General features: G+C 50.1%; 16 protein-coding genes. 14 read left to right on the forward strand and 2 right to left on the reverse strand.

Going from position 1 to position 19,893, the window contains the following annotated elements; genetic code table 11:
- Positions 1–15: 15 nt before the first annotated feature.
- The gene (locus DWV73_RS12825) at positions 16–261 is read right to left on the reverse strand and encodes a hypothetical protein (RefSeq protein ID WP_147341918.1); all 246 of its coding nucleotides are present in this window, start codon (positions 259–261) and stop codon (positions 16–18) included.
- A 191-nt stretch (positions 262–452) separates the two neighbouring features.
- Here DWV73_RS12825 and DWV73_RS01645 point away from each other — a divergent pair, with 191 nt between their 5' ends.
- The 3 genes from DWV73_RS01645 (at position 453) to recG (ending at position 4,855) form a co-directional block, all read left to right on the forward strand.
- The gene (locus tag DWV73_RS01645; RefSeq protein WP_106999821.1) at positions 453–809 is read left to right on the forward strand and encodes an Asp23/Gls24 family envelope stress response protein; all 357 of its coding nucleotides are present in this window, start codon (positions 453–455) and stop codon (positions 807–809) included.
- Between the two features lie 15 nt (positions 810–824).
- Complete coding sequence (locus tag DWV73_RS01650; RefSeq protein ID WP_117795298.1) at positions 825–2,519, forward strand: DAK2 domain-containing protein; 1,695 nt, start codon at positions 825–827, stop codon at positions 2,517–2,519.
- A gap of 278 nt (positions 2,520–2,797) precedes the next feature.
- Positions 2,798–4,855: an ATP-dependent DNA helicase RecG gene (gene recG, locus DWV73_RS01655; protein ID WP_117795301.1), complete on the forward strand. Its 2,058-nt coding sequence runs from the start codon at positions 2,798–2,800 to the stop codon at positions 4,853–4,855.
- 136 nt (positions 4,856–4,991) lie between these two features.
- Here recG and DWV73_RS01660 read toward each other — a convergent pair whose 3' ends face one another.
- Complete coding sequence (locus DWV73_RS01660) at positions 4,992–6,179, reverse strand: ribose-phosphate pyrophosphokinase (RefSeq protein ID WP_117795303.1); 1,188 nt, start codon at positions 6,177–6,179, stop codon at positions 4,992–4,994.
- A 279-nt stretch (positions 6,180–6,458) separates the two neighbouring features.
- On the opposite strand from DWV73_RS01660, the gene DWV73_RS01665 reads away from it, so the two are divergent.
- The 11 genes from DWV73_RS01665 (at position 6,459) to DWV73_RS01715 (ending at position 19,891) form a co-directional block, all read left to right on the forward strand.
- The gene (locus DWV73_RS01665; RefSeq protein ID WP_117795305.1) at positions 6,459–7,982 is read left to right on the forward strand and encodes a DUF512 domain-containing protein; all 1,524 of its coding nucleotides are present in this window, start codon (positions 6,459–6,461) and stop codon (positions 7,980–7,982) included.
- A 160-nt stretch (positions 7,983–8,142) separates the two neighbouring features.
- A complete protein-coding gene (gene der, locus DWV73_RS01670; RefSeq protein ID WP_117795307.1) occupies positions 8,143–9,474 on the forward strand; it encodes a ribosome biogenesis GTPase Der in 1,332 nt (443 codons plus the stop codon).
- Positions 9,474–10,106: a glycerol-3-phosphate 1-O-acyltransferase PlsY gene (gene plsY, locus DWV73_RS01675; RefSeq protein ID WP_117795309.1), complete on the forward strand. Its 633-nt coding sequence runs from the start codon at positions 9,474–9,476 to the stop codon at positions 10,104–10,106. Before der ends, plsY begins: the two co-directional genes overlap by 1 nt.
- Positions 10,107–10,143: 37 nt before the next feature.
- Positions 10,144–11,154: an NAD(P)H-dependent glycerol-3-phosphate dehydrogenase gene (locus tag DWV73_RS01680; protein WP_106999827.1), complete on the forward strand. Its 1,011-nt coding sequence runs from the start codon at positions 10,144–10,146 to the stop codon at positions 11,152–11,154.
- A gap of 322 nt (positions 11,155–11,476) precedes the next feature.
- On the forward strand, positions 11,477–12,670 hold the full coding sequence (locus DWV73_RS01685; protein WP_117795311.1) for an ABC transporter substrate-binding protein: 1,194 nt from the start codon (positions 11,477–11,479) through the stop codon (positions 12,668–12,670).
- 290 nt (positions 12,671–12,960) lie between these two features.
- Positions 12,961–13,842, forward strand: a complete 882-nt coding sequence (locus DWV73_RS01690) for a branched-chain amino acid ABC transporter permease (RefSeq protein ID WP_117795313.1) — start codon at positions 12,961–12,963, stop codon at positions 13,840–13,842.
- A 112-nt stretch (positions 13,843–13,954) separates the two neighbouring features.
- A complete protein-coding gene (locus DWV73_RS01695; RefSeq protein WP_117795315.1) occupies positions 13,955–15,019 on the forward strand; it encodes a branched-chain amino acid ABC transporter permease in 1,065 nt (354 codons plus the stop codon).
- 3 nt (positions 15,020–15,022) lie between these two features.
- A complete protein-coding gene (locus DWV73_RS01700; RefSeq protein ID WP_022359705.1) occupies positions 15,023–15,781 on the forward strand; it encodes an ABC transporter ATP-binding protein in 759 nt (252 codons plus the stop codon).
- Positions 15,782–15,794: 13 nt separating this feature from the next.
- Positions 15,795–16,505, forward strand: a complete 711-nt coding sequence (locus DWV73_RS01705) for an ABC transporter ATP-binding protein (protein WP_022359704.1) — start codon at positions 15,795–15,797, stop codon at positions 16,503–16,505.
- Between the two features lie 94 nt (positions 16,506–16,599).
- Positions 16,600–18,075 (forward strand): stage IV sporulation protein A, encoded by a 1,476-nt coding sequence (spoIVA, locus tag DWV73_RS01710; protein ID WP_106999830.1) that lies wholly within the window; start codon positions 16,600–16,602, stop codon positions 18,073–18,075.
- A 208-nt stretch (positions 18,076–18,283) separates the two neighbouring features.
- Positions 18,284–19,891: an MBL fold metallo-hydrolase gene (locus DWV73_RS01715; protein ID WP_117795317.1), complete on the forward strand. Its 1,608-nt coding sequence runs from the start codon at positions 18,284–18,286 to the stop codon at positions 19,889–19,891.
- Positions 19,892–19,893 lie beyond the last annotated feature (2 nt).

Consider the following 19,893-nt stretch of genomic DNA (forward strand, 5'->3'; position numbering starts at 1 on the left):
CACGTAAGCCATGAGTCATGCGGATAAAAAGGAGAGGAAATCCGCGTTGTGCTCGCACAAAAGCAGATTTCCTCTCCTTTTTATCCATAGGGCGAAGCCCGTGAGCGAGATGAAGCGAAGCGGAATCGAGCTGCATGACGGGGTAGAGAGACGCATATATTTCATCCCACGCGCCGACACAGGAGCCGCCTCGGCTCCGCATGTCCAGCCCGTGAAGTACTCATCCCATGCGCCGACACAGGAGCCGTCCCGGCTCCGCATGTCCAGCCCGTCAAGCTCTTATCCCATGCGCCGACACAGGAGCCGCCCCGGCTCCGCATGTCCAGCCCGTCAAGATCTTATCTCACGCGCCGACACAGGAGCTGCCCCGGCTCCGCATGTCCAGCCCGAAAAAAATCATGGCATAAAAATCGAATCAAACAAAAACAAGTAAAGAAACGGAGGCTGTCAATATGAAAGGACGCATCGACAATAAAATGGGTTCGATCCAGATCGATCCGGAAGTAATTGCAATGTACGCCGGAACGACAGCAGTAGAATGCTTCGGTATCGTTGGCATGGCGGCTGTCAGTATGAAAGATGGTCTGGTAAGACTGCTTAAAAAAGAAAGCCTGACACACGGCATCAACGTAGCCATCAAGGACAATGCACTCAGCATCGATTTCCACGTAATCGTGGCATACGGGGTCAGCATCTCTACCGTTGCGGACAACCTGATCGAGAGTGTAAAATATAAAGTAGAAGAGTTTACTGGCATGAAGGTTGAGAAAATCAGCATTTATGTTGAAGGCGTAAGAGTGATAGATTAAGGAGGAACAAACCCTGTGGGCATGAATTATATAGATGCCGGGATGTTAAAGAATGCATTTCTGGCTGGAGCAAAAGGCCTGGAGGCCAACAAGGAATGGATCAATGAGCTGAACGTATTTCCTGTTCCAGATGGAGATACCGGTACGAACATGACGATGACGATTCTGTCAGCCGCCAGAGAAGTGGCAGCCGTTGAAAATCCGACGATGGAGGCGTTAGCAAGAGCGATTTCCTCCGGTTCCCTGCGCGGCGCACGAGGCAATTCCGGCGTTATCCTTTCACAGCTCTTCCGCGGATTTACGAAAGAGATTAAGACGGTAGATGTCATTACGACGAGTGTTCTCTCAGACGCATTTAACCGTGCGACGGAGACAGCTTATAAGGCAGTTATGAAGCCGAAGGAGGGTACGATTCTGACTGTTGCCAAGGGAATGGCGGATAAAGCGGCAGAACTGGCACCGCAGACCGAGGACGTACTTGAATTTTCAGAGAAAGTATTGGAGCACGGCGAGTATGTTTTAAGCCAGACACCGGAGATGCTTCCGGTCCTGAAAGAGGCAGGCGTAGTGGATTCTGGCGGACAGGGTCTGATTCAGGTTATCAAGGGCTGTATTGAGGGCTTAAAAGGAAAAGTTGTGGATATCGACGCGGCAGTTACTCCGTCTGTATCGGGAAATGGAGCGGCAAAAACAGCAACAGGCGCCGGAAGCACGCAGACAGCGGATATCCGTTTTGGTTATTGTACGGAATTTATTATCAATGCAGAAAAACCGGCGGATGAGACGACAGAGCAGGAACTGAAAGATTATCTGAGCACGATCGGCGACTCCCTGGTAGTTGTGGCAGATGATGATATTGTCAAGATTCACGTTCATACAAACGATCCAGGTCTGGCGATTCAGAAAGCACTGACCTACGGTTCCCTGTCCCGCATCAAGATTGACAATATGCGTGAGGAACATCAGGAGAAACTGATCAAAGATTCCGAACGTCTGGCGGCACAGCAGAAGGCAGAAGAGGAAGCCAAAGAGAAGAAGGAAGAACCACGCAAGAAATATGGATTTATCGCCGTATCGGTCGGAGAAGGTCTTTCTGAGATTTTCAAGGGTATCGGCGCTGACTATATCATCGAGGGCGGACAAACGATGAATCCGAGTACGGAGGATATGCTGGAAGCAATCGAAAAAGTCCATGCCGAGACAGTTTACATTCTGCCGAATAATAAAAATATTATTCTGGCGGCAGAGCAGGCAAAGAGCCTGTCAGAAGATACCAAGGTATATGTAGTTCCGTCCAAGACGGTTCCGCAGGGTATCACGGCGCTGATTAATTTTGCTCCGGATCTGACGGCGGAAGAAAATATGGAACAGATGACCGAGGAGATGAGCCACGTTAAGACCGGTCAGATTACCTACGCAGTCCGCAATACATCGATCGATGGTATGGAGATCGCAGAGGGCGATATCATGGGGATCGGCGACAGCGGCATGCTGGCAGTTGGCAAGAATATCGAGGAGACCGCGATGGAGTCACTTCGTAAGATGGTAGATGATGAGTCTGAGCTTGTGACGATCTATTATGGTGAGGATGTCACGGAAGAGGACGCAGAGGCATTCTGTGAGAAAGCCCGCAAAGAATTTACATCCTGCGAATTTGAATGCCAGAATGGCGGGCAGCCGATTTACTATTATATGATTTCGGTAGAGTAGATTTAGGTCGTTTAAAGTGATTGAAATGCGTTAAATGAATCTGCACGATTGGCTGAGAAAATGCAGATAACGAGAAAATGAATTTTCTATGTGATAGCGCAGATAAAACATTTGACGTATAAAACAAAATAATTCATAAGTATGAAATGAGGCAGGTCAGGGGAGAGATCCCTGCGTCCTGCCTCTCTTTCATTCCAATGTATTCCCGGATTTTTTGTCCGGTAACTGTCCGCGTGGCTGATTTTCCGGAGAATATTCTGAAAAGCAGGAGGAGATAAATGGAACAGCAGAATATAACCGCTGTCAAGGGCATCGGTGAAAAGACGGCAAAGCTATTTCAAAAAATAGGCGTGGAAACGGTGGAAGAACTGCTCCATTATTATCCGCGTGCTTATGACGAGTTTAAGGAACCGCAGCCGATCGCGGAACTGAAGGAAGATACGATCGCGGCAGTCGGCGGAATCCTGGCAAAAACGGCGGATGTGGTGCGGTATGGAGCGCGCCTGCAGGTTACGACGGCTGGATTGCGGGACAGCGGAGGCACACTGGCGCTGGCATGGTACAATATGCCCTATCTGCGCGGGACGCTCAAGGCGGGGGAACGCTTTATTTTCCGTGGCCGTGTGGTAAAAAAACGGGGAAGACTTACGATGGAGCAGCCGGAGATCTACCGCCCGGAACAGTATGCGAAAGTCGTGTCGTCTATGCAGCCGGTTTACGGACAGACGAAGGGACTTGGCAATAAGACGATCGCAAAGGCAGTCACGGAAGCCCTCACGATGCGCCAGATGGAACGGGAATATCTGCCGGCTGGTCTGCGGGAAAAGTACGGATTGGCGGAAATCAACTATGCGCTGGAGCACATCCATTTTCCGGCAAACCGGGAAGAACTGATGTTTTCCCGGAAACGTCTTGTGTTTGATGAATTTTTCATGTTCCTGATGTCAGTGCGCCTGCTCAAAGACAAAAAAGAAGATAAAAAGAGCGTATATCCATTTACGTTTTCTGGGGAAATGGCGTCGGTGGAAGAGCGCCTCCCATATGCTCTGACCGGGGCACAGAAAAAGGTAATCCGGGAGGTGTACGCCGATTTGTCCGGCGGGCATATCATGACCCGATTGATTCAGGGCGACGTTGGTTCGGGTAAGACGATTGTGGCGATTCTGGCGTTGCTGCAGGCGGCGGCAAATGGATATCAGGGGGCGCTGATGGTGCCGACGGAGGTACTGGCGCGCCAGCATTACGAGTCGATGACCGAATTGTTTGCGTCGCTGGGAATCACATATCGTCCGGTGCTTCTGACCGGTTCGATGACAGCAAAGGAAAAACGGCTTGCCAGAGAGTCGATTGAAAATCATGAGGCAGATATCGTGATTGGAACCCACGCGCTGATTCAGGAAAAAGTGGTGTACGACAATCTGGCATTGGTAATCACGGATGAACAGCACCGTTTTGGAGTGGCGCAGCGGGAAATGCTGAGCAAAAAAGGCGGCGAGCCGCATGTGCTTGTCATGAGTGCGACGCCGATCCCGCGGACGCTGGCGATTATTTTATATGGGGATCTTGATATTTCCATCATCGATGAACTTCCGGCAAACCGGCAGCCGATCAAGAACTGTGTCGTGAACCGTGAATTTCGCCCGAATGCCTACCGTTTCATCGAAAATGAAGTCCGCGCCGGCCGTCAGGCATACGTCATCTGCCCGATGGTCGAGCCGAGCGAGATGCTGGAGGCAGAGAACGTCATCGATTATACCGAAGAGCTGCGCCGCGCCCTGTCCCCGTCGATCCGGGTGGAATATCTGCACGGAAAGATGAAGGGAAAAGAAAAAAATGCGATCATGGAAGCATTTGCGGCAAATGAGATTCATGTGCTGGTATCCACCACGGTCATCGAGGTCGGAATCAATGTCCCGAATGCCACCGTTATGATGATCGAAAATGCCGAGCGCTTCGGACTGGCGCAGCTCCATCAGCTCCGCGGCCGTGTCGGTCGAGGAAAAGATCAGTCCTACTGCATCATGGTCAACGCCTCCGGCGAAGAAGACGCCGGAAAGCGGTTGGGTATTCTCAATAAGTCAAATGACGGCTTCTACATCGCCTCCGAAGACTTAAAACTGCGCGGTCCCGGCGACCTCTTCGGCGTCCGCCAGAGCGGCGATCTCGAATTCCATTTAGCAGATATATTTGCAGATGCAGATATATTGAAGGCAGTTTCGGATGAAGTGAAGAAATTAATGAATAAAGATCCGCTGTTGGAGGCGGAGGAGAATCAGGAGCTGAAACGGAAGATGAATGGGTATTTGGAGAGAGGTTGGGAGAAGGTGAATTTGTGATGGGGATGGATTGAATTGCAAATCGCGGTTTGAGTAGATTAATTAGAAAAAGCTCCTGCATACACAGAATGAACATTCATCTGTGTATGCAGGAGTTTTTTGAAATTTCCAGCCGTTTATCAGCCGTCAATTCTCATTACATTTTCCCTTCGTTATATCGCTTAATCAGCTTCTGGATCTTCGCCGTCGGTGTCAGTGCGTTCTCCAGAGATACGTTATGGTTCAGGGAGTTGATAATTGCAGCGATAAACTTGCTCATATCAGCTTCTACATACCAGTCACGTTTAAGAAGTTCCGGCGTGTGGTAGTTTAAGTTGGTGGTTACAACGCAGTCGAGGTAACCTTTTGCGAAAAATTCGTCGAATTTCTCAAGTCCGTTGGTGAACAGACCGAAGGTAGCGCATACAACGACGCGTTTTGCCTTGCGCTCTTTGAGGGCGCGGCAGGTGTCCAGCATGCTCTCGCCGGAGGAGATCATGTCATCGATGATGAGAACGGTCTTTCCTTCAACGGAAGAACCTAAGAACTCATGGGCAACGATCGGGTTACGTCCATTGACAACACGGGAGTAATCGCGGCGTTTGTAGAACATACCCATGTCAACACCCAGGTTGTTTGCCAGATATACGGCGCGGGACATAGCGCCTTCGTCCGGGCTGATAACCATCAGGTTGTCCTTGTCGATCTTTAAGGTTTTGTCATGGTTCAGTAATGCCTTGATAAACTGGTAGGTCGGCATGAAATTATCAAAACCGCTTAACGGAATGGAGTTCTGTACACGCGGGTCATGTGCATCGAAGGTAATGATGTTGCTTACGCCCATCTGAATCAGTTCTTCGAGCATCATCGCGCAGTCAAGGGATTCACGACCGCTGCGCTTGTGCTGGCGTCCTTCATATAAGAACGGCATGATAACATTGACACGATGTGCGGTAGCAATGGATGCGCCGATGATACGTTTTAAATCCTGATAATGGTCGTCCGGGGACATATGATTGGTAAATCCGCTCATTTTGTAGGTCAGGCTGTAGTTGGTTACATCGACCATGGCGTAAATATCGGTACCACGGACAGACTCATTGACGATGCCTTTTGCTTCACCGCTTCCGAAACGCGGGCACGCGCAGTCAAGCATGTAGGAATCAGCATCATAGCCGCGGTACTGTAAATTTTCCTGACGTTTTTTCAGGACTTCAATATCGTTGCGGCGGAAATTGATAATGTGGGAGTTGACTTTCTCAGCCAGATCCCGGCAGCTCTCCAGTGCGGCAATTTTAAGCGGCGCAACCGGAAGCGTGTCATTAAACACGTAGTCATTCGACATGATTATACCTCCAAACAGTGTAGGTCCTTCGATGCATGCGGGCAGAGCGTACAAGTTTGTCTGCCATTTGCAGGACATAATACAACTACTTTATACCATTTTATGATAAGAAACGTCAATAGCAAATGAGAAAATTACAAAAAAAATCAAATATTTGGCGTGCTTCCCCAAAAATCCACATCTGCGAATCGGAAGCACAACTTTACAAAAAAGCTGATTACTGTTAATATAATACTGGATTCTTAGGGTTTAAAAATATTTGAAATGAGGATTTTATAAATGAAAAAAGGTCATCTGATAAAATCGGTCGATCCGGGCTCGATTGCGGAGGAAATGGAGCTGGAGCCGGGGGACGTCCTTCTGACGATCGATGGAGATGAGATAGAGGATATTTTTGATTATGAATATAAGATAAACAGTGAGGAGATTACGCTGCTGGTCCGCAAGAAGAACGGCGAGGAGTGGGAACTGGATATCGTAAATGAGTATCAGGATCTGGGGATTACCTTTGAAAATGGTCTGATGAGCGATTATCGTTCCTGCAGGAATAAGTGCATCTTCTGTTTCATCGACCAGATGCCGCCGGGCATGCGTGAGACACTGTATTTTAAGGACGATGATTCCAGACTTTCGTTCCTGCAGGGCAACTATATCACGCTGACGAATATGAAGGATAAGGATATTGAGCGGATTATCCGGTTTAAGCTGGCGCCGATCAATATTTCAGTGCAGACGACAAATCCGGAGCTGCGCTGCAAGATGCTTCATAACCGCTTTGCCGGTGAGGCGCTTCAGAAAATCGACCGCCTGTATGAGGCGGATATCCCGATGAATGGTCAGATCGTTTTATGCCGGGGCGTCAATGACGGGGCGGAGTTAGACCGTTCGATCCGTGATCTGACGAAATACATTCCGGCGATGCAGAGTGTTTCGGTCGTGCCGGTCGGTCTCTCGAAGTACCGCGATGGTCTGTATCCGCTTGAGCCGTTTACACCGGAGCAGTTGGGCGATACCATTGATTTGATAGAGAAATGGCAGAAGAAGATCTATGCGGAACACGGTATTCACTTCATTCACGCCAGCGATGAGTTTTACATGGGCGCCGGGCGCCCGCTTCCGGAAGCGGATCGCTATGATGGCTATATCCAGCTGGAAAATGGGGTCGGCATGATTCGCCTGATGGAAGAGGAGATAGCCGAGGCGCTGGAGCAGCTGCATCCGGGAGAGGCTGGCGAGGTGTGTCCGGAGGAGATTTCGATTGCAACGGGACGGCTGGCTGCTCCGTATATTGAGCAGTATGTAGAGCGCGTGTGCCGCCAGTTCCCGGGGAAAAAGGTACATGTATATGCGATCCGCAATGACTTCTTTGGTGAGCGGATCACGGTGGCGGGGCTGATCACGGCAAAGGATCTGATTGCACAGTTAAAGGAACAGCCGCTTGGCAGCCGCCTGCTGCTTCCAAGCGCCATGTTCCGAAGCGGCGAAGAGACATTTCTGGATGATCTGACCCGCACGGATGTACAAAATGCTTTACAAGTTCCGGTGGATATTGTAAAATCAAGCGGACGTGATTTTGTGGAAGCAATTCTGGCTCCTGTGAAGGAGGAAAGCTCCAGGCATGGCGAGTATGAGCCGGATCCGGAGGAATTTGTCGCTCAGATGGATGATAACTGGCAGGAAGAAGATCTGGATGGCGTACAGGTGTACGCATATGAGCCGGAAGACCTAGACGAGGATGCTCCGGACGAAGGCGTTTGTTTTGAAAGGGAAGACTCAGACCTGGAGGATGAGAAAGAAACGTGATGGCTGGAAATACAGTGGAAAACGTGCTCTCAGACACACAGAAAGAATGCGTCTGGATGTGAAATGCATCACAATGAATGAAACAAGTAACTGGATAATAAAAATAGCAGCTGTGGATTTACAAACCAGCTGCGGAGCATGAATAAATGGAGGCATAAATATGAAAAAGAAACCGGTGGTGGCGGTCGTTGGACGCCCAAACGTGGGAAAATCCACCCTTTTCAACGTCCTTGCGGGCGATATGATTTCGATTGTAAAAGATACTCCAGGTGTAACGCGTGACCGTATTTACGCGGACTGTACCTGGTTAGACCATTCTTTTACCCTGATCGATACTGGCGGTATCGAGCCGGATACGAAGGATATTATCCTGTCCCAGATGCGTGAGCAGGCGGAGATCGCGATCGCGACGGCGGATGTGATCCTGTTTATCGTAGATGTGCGTCAGGGCATGACCGATTCGGATTCCAAGGTGGCGGATATGCTGCGTAAATCGAGAAAACCGGTTGTTCTGGCGGTCAATAAAGTAGACAATCCGGCGAAATTTGGCAATGACGTCTATGAGTTCTACAACCTCGGTATCGGTGATCCGGTAGCGATCTCGGCAGCCTCTCGTCTGGGACTGGGCGATCTGCTGGATGCAGTCGTGGCACATTTCCCGGAGGGAAGCGGCGACGAGGAAGAGGATGACCGTCCGAGAGTGGCGATTGTCGGAAAACCAAACGTAGGTAAATCTTCTATTATAAATAAGCTTCTGGGCGAGAACCGCGTCATCGTATCGGATATCGCCGGTACGACCCGCGATGCAGTCGATACAGAGATTGTCCGCAACGGTACCGAGTATGTCTTTATCGATACGGCAGGTCTGCGCCGCAAGAGCAAGATCAAGGAGGAGCTGGAGCGCTACAGCATCATCCGTACCGTAACGGCGGTTGAGAGAGCCGATGTGGTTCTGATGGTCATCGACGCAAAAGAGGGAGTAACCGAGCAGGATGCAAAGATTGCCGGTATCGCACATGAGCGCGGAAAAGGTATTATCATCGTGGTAAATAAATGGGATGCGATCGATAAGACCGATAAGACTATTTACGAGTACACCAATAAGATTAAGACCGTTCTGTCCTTTATTCCGTATGCGGAGTTCGTGTTCGTATCTGCACTGACCGGACAGCGTATGAACAAGCTGTTTGAGATGATTGACATGGTGCGCGAAAATCAGACGCTGCGTATTGCAACCGGCGTTCTCAATGAGATCCTGGCAGAGGCAGTGGCACTGCAGCAGCCGCCGTCTGACAAGGGTAAGCGTTTAAAGATCTACTATATGACACAGGTAGCGGTCAAACCGCCGACATTCGTGGTGTTTGTCAATGATAAGGAACTGATGCATTTTTCATATACACGGTATCTCGAGAACAAGATCCGTGACGCATTCGGATTCAAGGGAACGTCCTTAAAATTCCTGATCCGCGAGAGAAAGGGGAAGGATCAATAATGGAACGTCTCATCTGTATTGTGATCGGCTATATCTTTGGTCTGATCCAGTCCGGCTATCTGTATGGAAGGGTGAATCATATGGATATCCGCCAATACGGCAGCGGAAATGCCGGTTCTACGAACGTCCTGCGTGTGATGGGAAAGAAAGCGGGCGCGATCGTATTTTTAGGGGATTTTTTCAAGGCGGTGCTTGCGATGGCAGTCTGCCGCCTGTTGTTCAAGGGAAATGAGGAGGTGGATCTCCTTGCACTGTATGCGGGACTGGGAGTTACACTCGGCCACAATTTTCCGTTTTACCTGAAATTCAAGGGCGGCAAGGGAATTGCCTGTATGGCAGGCATTATGACTGCGATGGATCTGCGGATTACGCTGACCTGTTTCGTGATTTTCTCCGTGACGGTGTTCCTGACCCGCTATGTATCGCTTGGTTCGATTCTGGTGTCGATCACTTTTTTTGCAGAGCTTGTGATCTTTGAGAGCATGGGTTCCTACCGGGTAAGCATGCCGAACCGCATCCAGTTTTATACGCTGGGCGCGATTCTGATGTGCATGGCGATCTGGCGCCATCGGAGCAATATTGGGCGTCTGTTGTCCGGCACAGAAAATAAACTGGGCGCGAAGAAATCATGAGAGAAGAAGAGAGAAAAGCAGGTCGGGAGGTATCAGGATGGCAGCAGTAGGAATTATCGGAGCCGGAACCTGGGGCACAGCCCTGGCGGTGCTTCTGAACAATAATGGGCAGGATGTGACAATCTGGTCCGCATTTGATACAGAGATCCAGGAAATGAGCCGCACCAGACGGCACAAAAATCTGCCGGAGGTTGTACTTCCGGATCCGATCCAGATGACAGCTGATCTGCGCACTGCGATGGCGGAGAAGGATATGCTGATTATGGCGGTTCCGTCCGTCTATGTCCGCAGTACGGCGGCGAAGATGAAGGAATATCTGCGTTACGGTCAGATTGTCGTGGATGTGGCGAAGGGAATCGAGGAGCAGAGTCTTATGACGATGTCACAGGTCATCGAGGAGGAACTTCCGCTGGCGGAGGTAGCCGTCCTTTCCGGACCGAGCCATGCCGAGGAGGTGAGCCGGGGACTTCCGACTACCTGTGTGGCAGCAGCGCACCGCAAAAAGACTGCCGAGTTCATGCAGAGTGTGTTCATGAGTCCGGTGTTCCGCATTTACACCAGCCCGGACATGCTGGGCGTGGAAATTGGTGCGGCTCTTAAAAATGTCATTGCGCTGGCAGCCGGTACAGCGGATGGGCTGGGATGCGGCGATAACACGAAGGCGGCGCTGATCACCCGCGGAATTGCGGAGATTGCCCGTCTGGGTATTGCAATGGGCGGAAAACAGCAGACCTTCTACGGATTATCCGGCATCGGTGATTTGATCGTAACCTGTGCGAGCATGCACAGCCGCAACCGCCGGGCGGGTATCCTGATTGGAAAGGGATACACGATGGATGAGGCGATGAAGGAAGTGCAGATGGTTGTCGAGGGCGTTTATTCTGCGAAAGCCGGCCTTCTGCTGGCACAGAAATACGGCTGCGATATGCCGATTGTTTCCCAGGTCAACCAGGTGTTGTTTGACGGGAAATCTCCGAAAGAGGCGCTGGCGGATCTGATGATGCGTGATCCGCGGATTGAATCGAGCGATCTTCCATGGAAGGGATAATTCAGACGGCAGTCATTATTCTGAATTTGAGTGATATAATTCAGAATAATAGCAATGAGATCTACTATGTTTTTCTGGAAAATGCAGGTGTCCACGTCAGGTGGACAAAAGCTTATAAAAGTGTTTGCTATAACCTGTAAGAATACTTAATATAACTACGAGATCTGGAAAAGAGAGAATTTAGCGAAAAAAAACGAAAATCCGCTAAATTCCCTCTTTTTTAAGTGGTTTTTGTATTGACAATTAGAGGGGTAAAATTTATAATTGCCTCATTCAAATAGTTGTTGTATTCCATTGCAGCATAGAATTGGAGGAGAATATTATGAAAAAAAGAGTAGTTAGTCTTGGACTTGCAGCCATGATGGCGATGTCTATGACCGCTTGCGGTGGCTCTGGAAATGCGAGCACTTCTGAATCAGCAGCAGAAGACGCACAGGGCGCAGAGGGAGCTGACGGCGAAGTATTTAAAATCGGCGGCATCGGACCGATCACCGGCGCGGCTGGCGCTTACGGCGAGGCTGTAAAGAATGGTACTGAGCTGGCAATCAATGAGATCAACGAGGCTGGCGGTATCAATGGTTACCAGGTAGCGTTCAACTTCCAGGATGATGAGAATGATCCGGAGAAGGCGATCAACGCATATAATACCTTAAAAGACTGGAACATGCAGATGCTTCTTGGCACCGTTACTTCCAAGCCGTGTATCGCAGTTGTAGCAGAGACAACAGCAGATAACCTGTTCCAGCTGACTCCGTCCGGATCTGCTGTTGAGAGTATTTCCGGCGACAACGCATTCCGCGTATGCTATTCTGACCCGGATCAGGGACGTGCATCCGCTCAGTACATCGGCGAGCACAAACTGGCAACTAAGATCGCTATCATCTACGACAGCTCCAGCGAATACTCCGATGGTATCCGCGAGTCCTTCGTAGCAGAGGCTCCGAATCAGGGTCTGGAGGTAGTAGCCAGCGAGGCATTTACATCTGATAACAATACCGATTTCTCCGTACAGCTTGATAAAGCAAAAGAGTCCGGCGCTGATCTGGTATTCCTGCCGATCTACTATCAGGAGGCATCTGTTATCCTGAAACAGGCAAACGATAAAGATTTCCACCCGCAGTTCTTCGGCTGTGATGGTATGGACGGTATCCTGAGCGTTGATGGCTTTGATAAGTCCTTAGCAGAAGGTCTGATGCTTCTGACTCCGTTCTCCGTATACGAGGAGTCCAGCCAGGACTTCGTAACTGCTTATCGTGATGCTTACGGCATCGACCCGCTTCAGTTCGCAGCAGATGCTTACGACGGCGTATATGCAATTAAGGCAGCTGCAGAGAAGGCAGAGATCACACCGGATATGAGCACTTCCGATATCTGCGATGCACTGAAAACAGCTATGACTGAGATCCAGATCGATGGTCTGACCGGTACAGAGATGCACTGGACGGCAGAAGGCGAGCCGCAGAAAGCGCCGAAAGCTGTAGAGATCAAAGACGGCAAATATGAGATGATGCAGTAATTAAAAATTTAAAAACTTCAGAACCGTTGCGGCTATATGTATGTAGCTCTGATGGGACTGTTACTGGATGTCCGGCGGCACAGATGGCTGCCGGGCATTTAGTAACAGCTTTCTTTTTAAAACGGTTCACTGCACATGCTTGCCTGCGACGACGACAGGGTGTTTGCTTTCTGCGGACTGCGAGACGGTCATGTTTGTTCTGCTAAATTCGGTCACAGGTAAACATGTGCAGCGAAATGCGTGTACAGGGAAATGCGAAAACGTAGAAACAAAGAGGTAGGTGTATACATATGAGTTTTCTTTCTTATTTAATCAATGGCATCAGTCTGGGAAGTGTCTATGCGATCATTGCACTGGGCTACACCATGGTTTATGGCATCGCGCGTATGCTGAACTTCGCACACGGCGATATCATCATGGTAGGCGGTTTCACAGTGTTTACGATTGTCACAACGATGGGCGGTTCTCCGGTTGTGGGTATTCTGGCTTCGGTGGTTGTGTGTACAGTGCTGGGCGTTACCATCGAGCGAGTTGCATACAGACCGTTGCGTGACGCGTCCCCGCTGGCAGTTCTGATCACCGCGATCGGTGTCAGTTATCTGCTCCAGAACGTGGCGCTTCTGATTTTTGGTTCCAATGCGAGACAGTTTACATCAGTTATTACTGTACCGGCATTAAAGCTGGCTGGTGGCAAGCTTTCGATCTCCAGTGTCACGATCGTGACGATTTTAAGCTGTATCGTGATTATGGCTGCCCTGATGGCATTTATCAATAAGACGAAAATGGGACAGGCGATGCTGGCGGTTTCTGAGGATCGCGGTGCGGCAACCTTGATGGGTATCAATGTAAACCGCACGATCTCCGTAACCTTTGCGATTGGTTCCGCTCTGGCGGCAGTAGCAGGCGTGCTGCTCTGCTCGGCGTACCCGTCCCTGTCTCCGTACACCGGTTCCATGCCGGGTATCAAGGCATTCGTGGCAGCGGTATTTGGCGGTATCGGTTCGATCCCGGGCGCATTTATCGGCGGTATCCTGCTTGGTATCATTGAAAACCTTGCCAAGGCGTATATTTCCTCCCAGCTTTCTGACGCGATCGTATTCTCTGTCCTGATTATCGTGCTTCTGGTCCGCCCGACCGGTATTCTCGGCAAGAAGATGACGGAGAAAGTATAATAGAGAAAATTATACGATGGTTCATGCCGGGGACTTTTGAAACGGAAAGTGCCGTGTGAAAACAAGATGGTGCATGAACTGCAATAAGCAAGAGAAAGTGCAGGTGTTTAAAATGAATGCATATAAAAATAAAATTCGGATTCAGAATGCGATCACATATGCGATTGTAATCGGCTGTTACATTCTGATTCAGATTATGATGGCAGGCGGCCATGTAAACAGTCTTTTAAAGGGTATTCTGGTTCCACTTTGTACCTATACGATTTTGGCGGTTTCCTTAAACCTCACGGTTGGTATCCTCGGTGAGCTGAGTCTGGGTCATGCCGGATTCATGTGTGCGGGTGCGTTTTCAGGTGCATTTTTTAATCATGCCATGAAAAATCTGATCGCAAGCAACCAGGTACGCTTCATTCTGGCGCTCTTTGTCGGTGCGGCGGTAGCAGCGGTATTTGGTATCCTCATCGGTATTCCGGTTCTGCGTCTGAAAGGAGACTATCTGGCGATTGTAACGCTGGCATTCGGTGAGATCGTTAAAAATATTATCAATGTTCTGTACGTCGGCATCGACGGAAACGGAATCCACGTTTCCATGAAAGATGTAGCTTCCTTAAAGCTGGCAGCGGACGGTCAGGTGATCATCAAGGGTGCACAGGGTATCACAGGTACACCGAAGACGGCGACCTTTACGATCGGCATTATCCTGGTACTCCTGACCCTGTTTATTGTATTGAATATCATCAATTCCCGGACAGGCCGTGCGATCATGGCGATCCGCGATAACCGTATTGCGGCAGAGTCCGTAGGTATCAATATCACGAAATACAAACTGATGGCATTTACCATCTCTGCTTCCTTAGCCGGTGTGGCAGGCGTGCTGTACGCACACAACCTGGCAACGCTGGCAGCGACCCCGAAGAGCTTCGGTTATAATATGTCCATTATGATCCTTGTATTTGTGGTTCTGGGCGGCATCGGAAATATCCGTGGTTCCATGATCGCGGCGGTTATCTTAACCCTGCTTCCGGAGATGCTTCGAAGCCTCAATAATTACCGTATGCTGATTTACGCGATCGTCTTGATTGTAATGATGCTTTTGACCTCCAGCCCGAAGGCGATCGAGGTCCGCGAGCGCATCTTTTCATCATTCCGGAAAAAGAAGACAGAAGGGGAGGCGTAAATCATGGCAATGCTGGATGTAAAAAATTTAAGTATTTCTTTTGGCGGTCTGAAAGCGGTCGATGATTTCAGCATCACGATAGAAAAAGGACAGCTCTACGGACTGATCGGACCGAACGGCGCTGGTAAAACGACTATTTTCAATCTTTTGACGGGCGTGTACAAGCCGGATGGCGGACGGATTCTGCTGGATGGAAAGGACATTACCGGTCACAAGGCAATCCAGATCAATCAGGCAGGCATCGCGAGAACCTTCCAGAATATCCGTCTGTTCAAGGAGCTGAGCGTGCTTGACAATGTAAAGGTTGGTCTTCACAACCATCATAAATATTCTACGCTGAGCGGCATTCTGCGTCTTCCGTCCTATTACAAGGTTGAGAAAGAGATGGATGAGCGCGCAATGGAGCTTTTGAAGGTGTTTGACCTCGACAAAGAGTTTGATTATAAGGCATCGAACCTCCCATACGGCAAGCAGAGAAAGCTGGAGATCGCCAGAGCGCTGGCGACCGAGCCGAAGCTTCTGCTTCTTGACGAGCCGGCAGCCGGCATGAACCCGAATGAGACGGCAGAGCTGATGAAGACGATCCGTTTCGTGCGCGATCATTTTGATATGACCGTACTTCTCATTGAGCATGATATGAAGCTGGTCTCCGGTATCTGCGAGCGCCTGACGGTCTTAAACTTCGGTCATATGCTGGCAGAGGGACCGACCAGCGAAGTACTTAGCAATCCAGAAGTTATCAAAGCATATCTGGGAGAATAGGGGGAAGTTTCGTATGTCAATGCTGGAAGTAAAAGATTTACAGGTATATTATGGTGTGATACAGGCACTCAAGGGAATTTCCTTTGAGGTAGAACAGGGCGATGTGGTAGCGCTGATCGGTGCCAACGGAGCCGGAAAGACGACGACGCTTCACACGATCACGGGTCTGCTGCCGTCCAAGGCAGGCAATATCACATTTGAGGGAACGGATATTACCCATGTACCGGGCTATAAGCTGGTATCAATGGGAATCGCCCACGTGCCGGAGGGGCGCCGTGTGTTCGCTTCCCTGACGGTTCTCCAGAACCTGAAAATGGGTGCGTATACAAGAAATGACAAGAAGGAAATTGAAGATACGATCGAAATGATTTACAAGCGTTTCCCGCGTCTGAAAGAGCGCAAGAACCAGCTTGCCGGAACTTTGTCCGGCGGCGAGCAGCAGATGCTTGCGATGGGACGCGCCCTCATGAGCCACCCGCGCCTGATCGTTCTCGACGAGCCGTCGATGGGTCTGTCCCCACTCTATGTTAATGAGATTTTCGATATTATCCAGGAAATCAACAAGGACGGAGTGACCGTTCTTCTGGTCGAGCAGAATGCGAAAAAAGCGCTCTCCATTTCCAACAAAGCATATGTGCTTGAGACGGGCAATATCGTTCTGAGCGGTGATGCGAAAGAACTGATGAATAATGAGAGAGTGAAGAAGGCTTATCTGAGCGAATAAAAATGTTCTGTGAGCCGGAGCTTTCCAAATGGGAATATTCATAACCCCCTTATGGTCTGAATACATTGTATCAGCAGACCAAGGGGGTATTTTTATGGATCATTTTAATGTATACAGCGATATCCAGGCGCGAACCGGCGGCGAGATCTATATTGGGGTGGTTGGTCCGGTTCGGACAGGGAAATCGACCTTTATTAAGCGCTTTATGGAACTTCTCGTCCTTCCGGGGCTGGAAGATGTCCATGCCCGCGAGCGCGCCCGGGATGAACTTCCCCAGTCTTCGGCGGGGAAAACGATCATGACAACGGAACCGAAATTTATCCCTAAAGAGGCGGCAAAGCTCTCGCTTGGGGACGGTGTGGAGGTGCGGGTCCGCCTGATCGACTGCGTCGGTTTCATGGTGGAGGGCGCTGCCGGTCATATTGAAAACGAGAAAGAACGCATGGTGCGGACGCCGTGGTATGAGGAGGAGATCCCATTTACAGCGGCAGCCGAGCTGGGAACGCGCAAGGTCATCACGGATCATTCGACGATCGGGCTTGTGGTTACGGCGGACGGCAGTTTCGGGGAGTTGAAACGGGAGAATTATGTTCCGGCGGAAGAGAAGACCGTGCAGGAACTGAAAAAACTGGGAAAGCCGTTTCTGGTGCTTTTAAACTCGCAGAAACCATATTCGGAGGAGACGCGGGCGCTGGCAGCCCGGATGACCGAAAAATATGAGGTGCAGGTGCTCCCAGTCAACTGTGAGCAGCTGCGCGCCGAGGATATCCGGGAGATTCTGGGGCAGGTGCTTCTGGAATTTCCGGTCACGGAGATCGATTTTTCGATTCCGAAATGGCTGGAGATTCTGCCAAACAGCCATTGGCTTAAATCGGAGGTCATACAGGCAGTTCGGGGGATGATGGATCGGACGGTACATATGCGCGATGTGGCGTTGGCGCTGCCGGAGGAAACCGGGGAAGCGATCCGCCGGATCCGGATTGTATCAATGAAAATGGATGATGGCAGCGTTCAGGCGGTGGTCGAGCTGGACGACGGACATTATTATCAGATCCTCAGCGAGTATGTGGGAATGCCGATCGAGGGCGAGTACCAGCTGATGCAGACCTTGAAGCGGTTGGCGTCGATGCAGAGCGAGTATGAAAAGGCATCCGTGGCGCTCACGCAGGCACGCAAGAAGGGCTATGGGGTTGTCACGCCGGAACGCGGGGAGATCGTTCTCGATGAGCCGCAGGTGGTGCGCCACGGCAATAAATATGGAGTCAAAATGAAAGCGCAGGCGCCGTCCATCAATCTCATCAAGGCGCAGATTGAGACTGAGATCGCGCCGATTGTGGGAAATGAACAGCAGGCAGAGGATTTGATCCGATACATCCGGGAGAATGCTGGAAAAGGTGAGGAAGGCATCTGGGAAACCAATATTTTTGGAAAATCAATCGCCCAGATCGTCGATGATGGGATTCAGGCGAAGATCTCCCAGCTCACTGAGGACTGCCAGGTGAAGCTGCAGGATACGCTGCAGAAAATCATCAATGACAGCAATGGGGGGATGATCTGTATTATTATATAATAGAATAGGTCTGGCTCTTGTTGGGAAAATGGTGCGTTGTCTGGAATGGGAATGTGGGACAGATAAGGTGATTTTATGAAAATTTTATCGAAACTTTATCGGGGAAATTGCAAAATTGTCAGAAATCAGTTATAATGAAGCTAATAGCAAAAACACTTTCCGCAAGGGGTATGCGGAAACATAAACGACAGAACAGGGGGCTGATTTTATGAGGCTTACATTTATCGGTGCGGATCATGAGGTTACAGGCAGCTGTCATTTTCTGGAGGCATGCGGGCTGAATATTCTGATTGACTGCGGTATGGAACAGGGGATCAACAAGTATGAAAATGCAGAACTTCCGATTCCGTATTCGGATGTGGACTATGTGTTGGTGACGCACGCCCATATCGATCATGTGGGATTGCTTCCACTTATCTATGCGAGGGGATTCCGCGGACAGATTATGGCGACGCGCGCGACCTGCGATCTGTGTGATATCATGCTGAAAGATTGCGCCCATATCCAGGAGTCAGAAGCGGAGTGGAAAAACCGGAAAGCCATGCGTGCCGGAAAACCGGAGGTGACACCGATTTACACGATGAACGATGCAGAAGGGGTACTGCATCACTTTGTCCCCTGCAATTACAATGAGATTATCCGTCTGAATGACAATCTGGAGATTCGGTTTGTCGATGTGGGACATCTGCTTGGTTCGGCTTCGATCGAGATCTGGATGAAGGAAGACGATTGTTCCAAGAAGATTGTATTTTCAGGTGATATCGGTAACAAAAACAAGCCGCTCATCCGCAGCCCGCAGTACATCCGTCAGGCGGATTATGTTGTCATGGAGAGTACTTACGGCGGTCGGTTCCACAAGAATACAGGCGATCACGTGGAAGAATTTGCCCGCGTGATTCAGGAGACGCTGGATAAGGGCGGCAATGTCGTGATCCCGGCATTTGCGGTCGGCAGAACGCAGGAAGTGTTAAATTACATCCGTATTATCAAGGAGAAAAATCTTGTAACCGGGCACGGCGTATTTCCGGTTTACTTAGACAGCCCGATGGCGGTGGAAGCGACCGGCGTGTTCAAGGACAATATGATGGATTGCTACAATGAAGAGACGAAGGAGCTGGTAAAAAAGGGCATCAATCCGATTTCTTTCCCGGGTCTGCATCTCTCGATCACCAGCAGCGATTCCGTTGCAATCAACTTCAACGAGGAACCGAAGGTTATCATCTCGGCAGCCGGCATGTGTGATGCGGGCCGTATCCGCCATCATCTGAAACACAACCTCTGGAGACCGGAGTGTACGATTTTGTTTGCTGGCTATCAGGCAGTCGGCACACTGGGACGCAGCATTATTGAGGGACGCGAGGAAGTGAAGCTGTTCGGTGAGTCGATCGAGGTCAAAGCACGGATCGAGAAGATCGAGGGCATCAGCGGCCATGCGGACGAGACCGGGCTTTTGGAGTGGGTTGGCAGTTTTATGGAAAAACCGTCCCAGGTCTTCGTGGTACACGGCGATGACACAGTGTGCGATGCATTTGCAGAGACGGTCAAGGAAACTTACGGCATCAATGCGATGGCTCCGTTCTCCGGCAGTTCCTACGACCTGAAAGAGGGATGCTTCGTGACTGTTACGAAGGGTATTCCGATTCAGAAACCGGCAGTGAACGAAGCAACGAAGAAAGCGGCTGGTGTATTTGCCCGCCTGCTGGCAGCCTGCGACCGCCTGCGCCGTGTTGTTATGCATAACGAGGGCGGGGCGAACAAAGATTTAGCACGTTTTGCCGACCAGATCAACTCGCTCTGCGATAAGTGGGACCGCTAAGC

The sequence above is a fragment of the Clostridium sp. AF12-41 genome (assembly GCF_003461685.1).
GTDB classification, from domain to species: domain Bacteria; phylum Bacillota; class Clostridia; order Lachnospirales; family Lachnospiraceae; genus Otoolea; species Otoolea fessa.

What these genes read in the sequence shown, in the direction of transcription:
- plsY (WP_117795309.1), top strand. Translation starts at nt 9,474, where the DNA reads ATGGAACGTCTCATCTGTATTGTGATCGGCTATATCTTTGGTCTGATC.
- DWV73_RS01660 (WP_117795303.1), bottom strand. Translation starts at nt 6,179, where the DNA reads ATGTCGAATGACTACGTGTTTAATGACACGCTTCCGGTTGCGCCGCTT.
- DWV73_RS01685 (WP_117795311.1), top strand. Translation starts at nt 11,477, where the DNA reads ATGAAAAAAAGAGTAGTTAGTCTTGGACTTGCAGCCATGATGGCGATG.
- DWV73_RS01700 (WP_022359705.1), top strand. Translation starts at nt 15,023, where the DNA reads ATGGCAATGCTGGATGTAAAAAATTTAAGTATTTCTTTTGGCGGTCTG.
- der (WP_117795307.1), top strand. Translation starts at nt 8,143, where the DNA reads ATGAAAAAGAAACCGGTGGTGGCGGTCGTTGGACGCCCAAACGTGGGA.
- DWV73_RS01665 (WP_117795305.1), top strand. Translation starts at nt 6,459, where the DNA reads ATGAAAAAAGGTCATCTGATAAAATCGGTCGATCCGGGCTCGATTGCG.
- DWV73_RS01690 (WP_117795313.1), top strand. Translation starts at nt 12,961, where the DNA reads ATGAGTTTTCTTTCTTATTTAATCAATGGCATCAGTCTGGGAAGTGTC.
- DWV73_RS01705 (WP_022359704.1), top strand. Translation starts at nt 15,795, where the DNA reads ATGTCAATGCTGGAAGTAAAAGATTTACAGGTATATTATGGTGTGATA.
- DWV73_RS12825 (WP_147341918.1), bottom strand. Translation starts at nt 261, where the DNA reads ATGCGGAGCCGGGACGGCTCCTGTGTCGGCGCATGGGATGAGTACTTC.
- DWV73_RS01680 (WP_106999827.1), top strand. Translation starts at nt 10,144, where the DNA reads ATGGCAGCAGTAGGAATTATCGGAGCCGGAACCTGGGGCACAGCCCTG.
- DWV73_RS01645 (WP_106999821.1), top strand. Translation starts at nt 453, where the DNA reads ATGAAAGGACGCATCGACAATAAAATGGGTTCGATCCAGATCGATCCG.
- spoIVA (WP_106999830.1), top strand. Translation starts at nt 16,600, where the DNA reads ATGGATCATTTTAATGTATACAGCGATATCCAGGCGCGAACCGGCGGC.
- DWV73_RS01715 (WP_117795317.1), top strand. Translation starts at nt 18,284, where the DNA reads ATGAGGCTTACATTTATCGGTGCGGATCATGAGGTTACAGGCAGCTGT.
- recG (WP_117795301.1), top strand. Translation starts at nt 2,798, where the DNA reads ATGGAACAGCAGAATATAACCGCTGTCAAGGGCATCGGTGAAAAGACG.
- DWV73_RS01695 (WP_117795315.1), top strand. Translation starts at nt 13,955, where the DNA reads ATGAATGCATATAAAAATAAAATTCGGATTCAGAATGCGATCACATAT.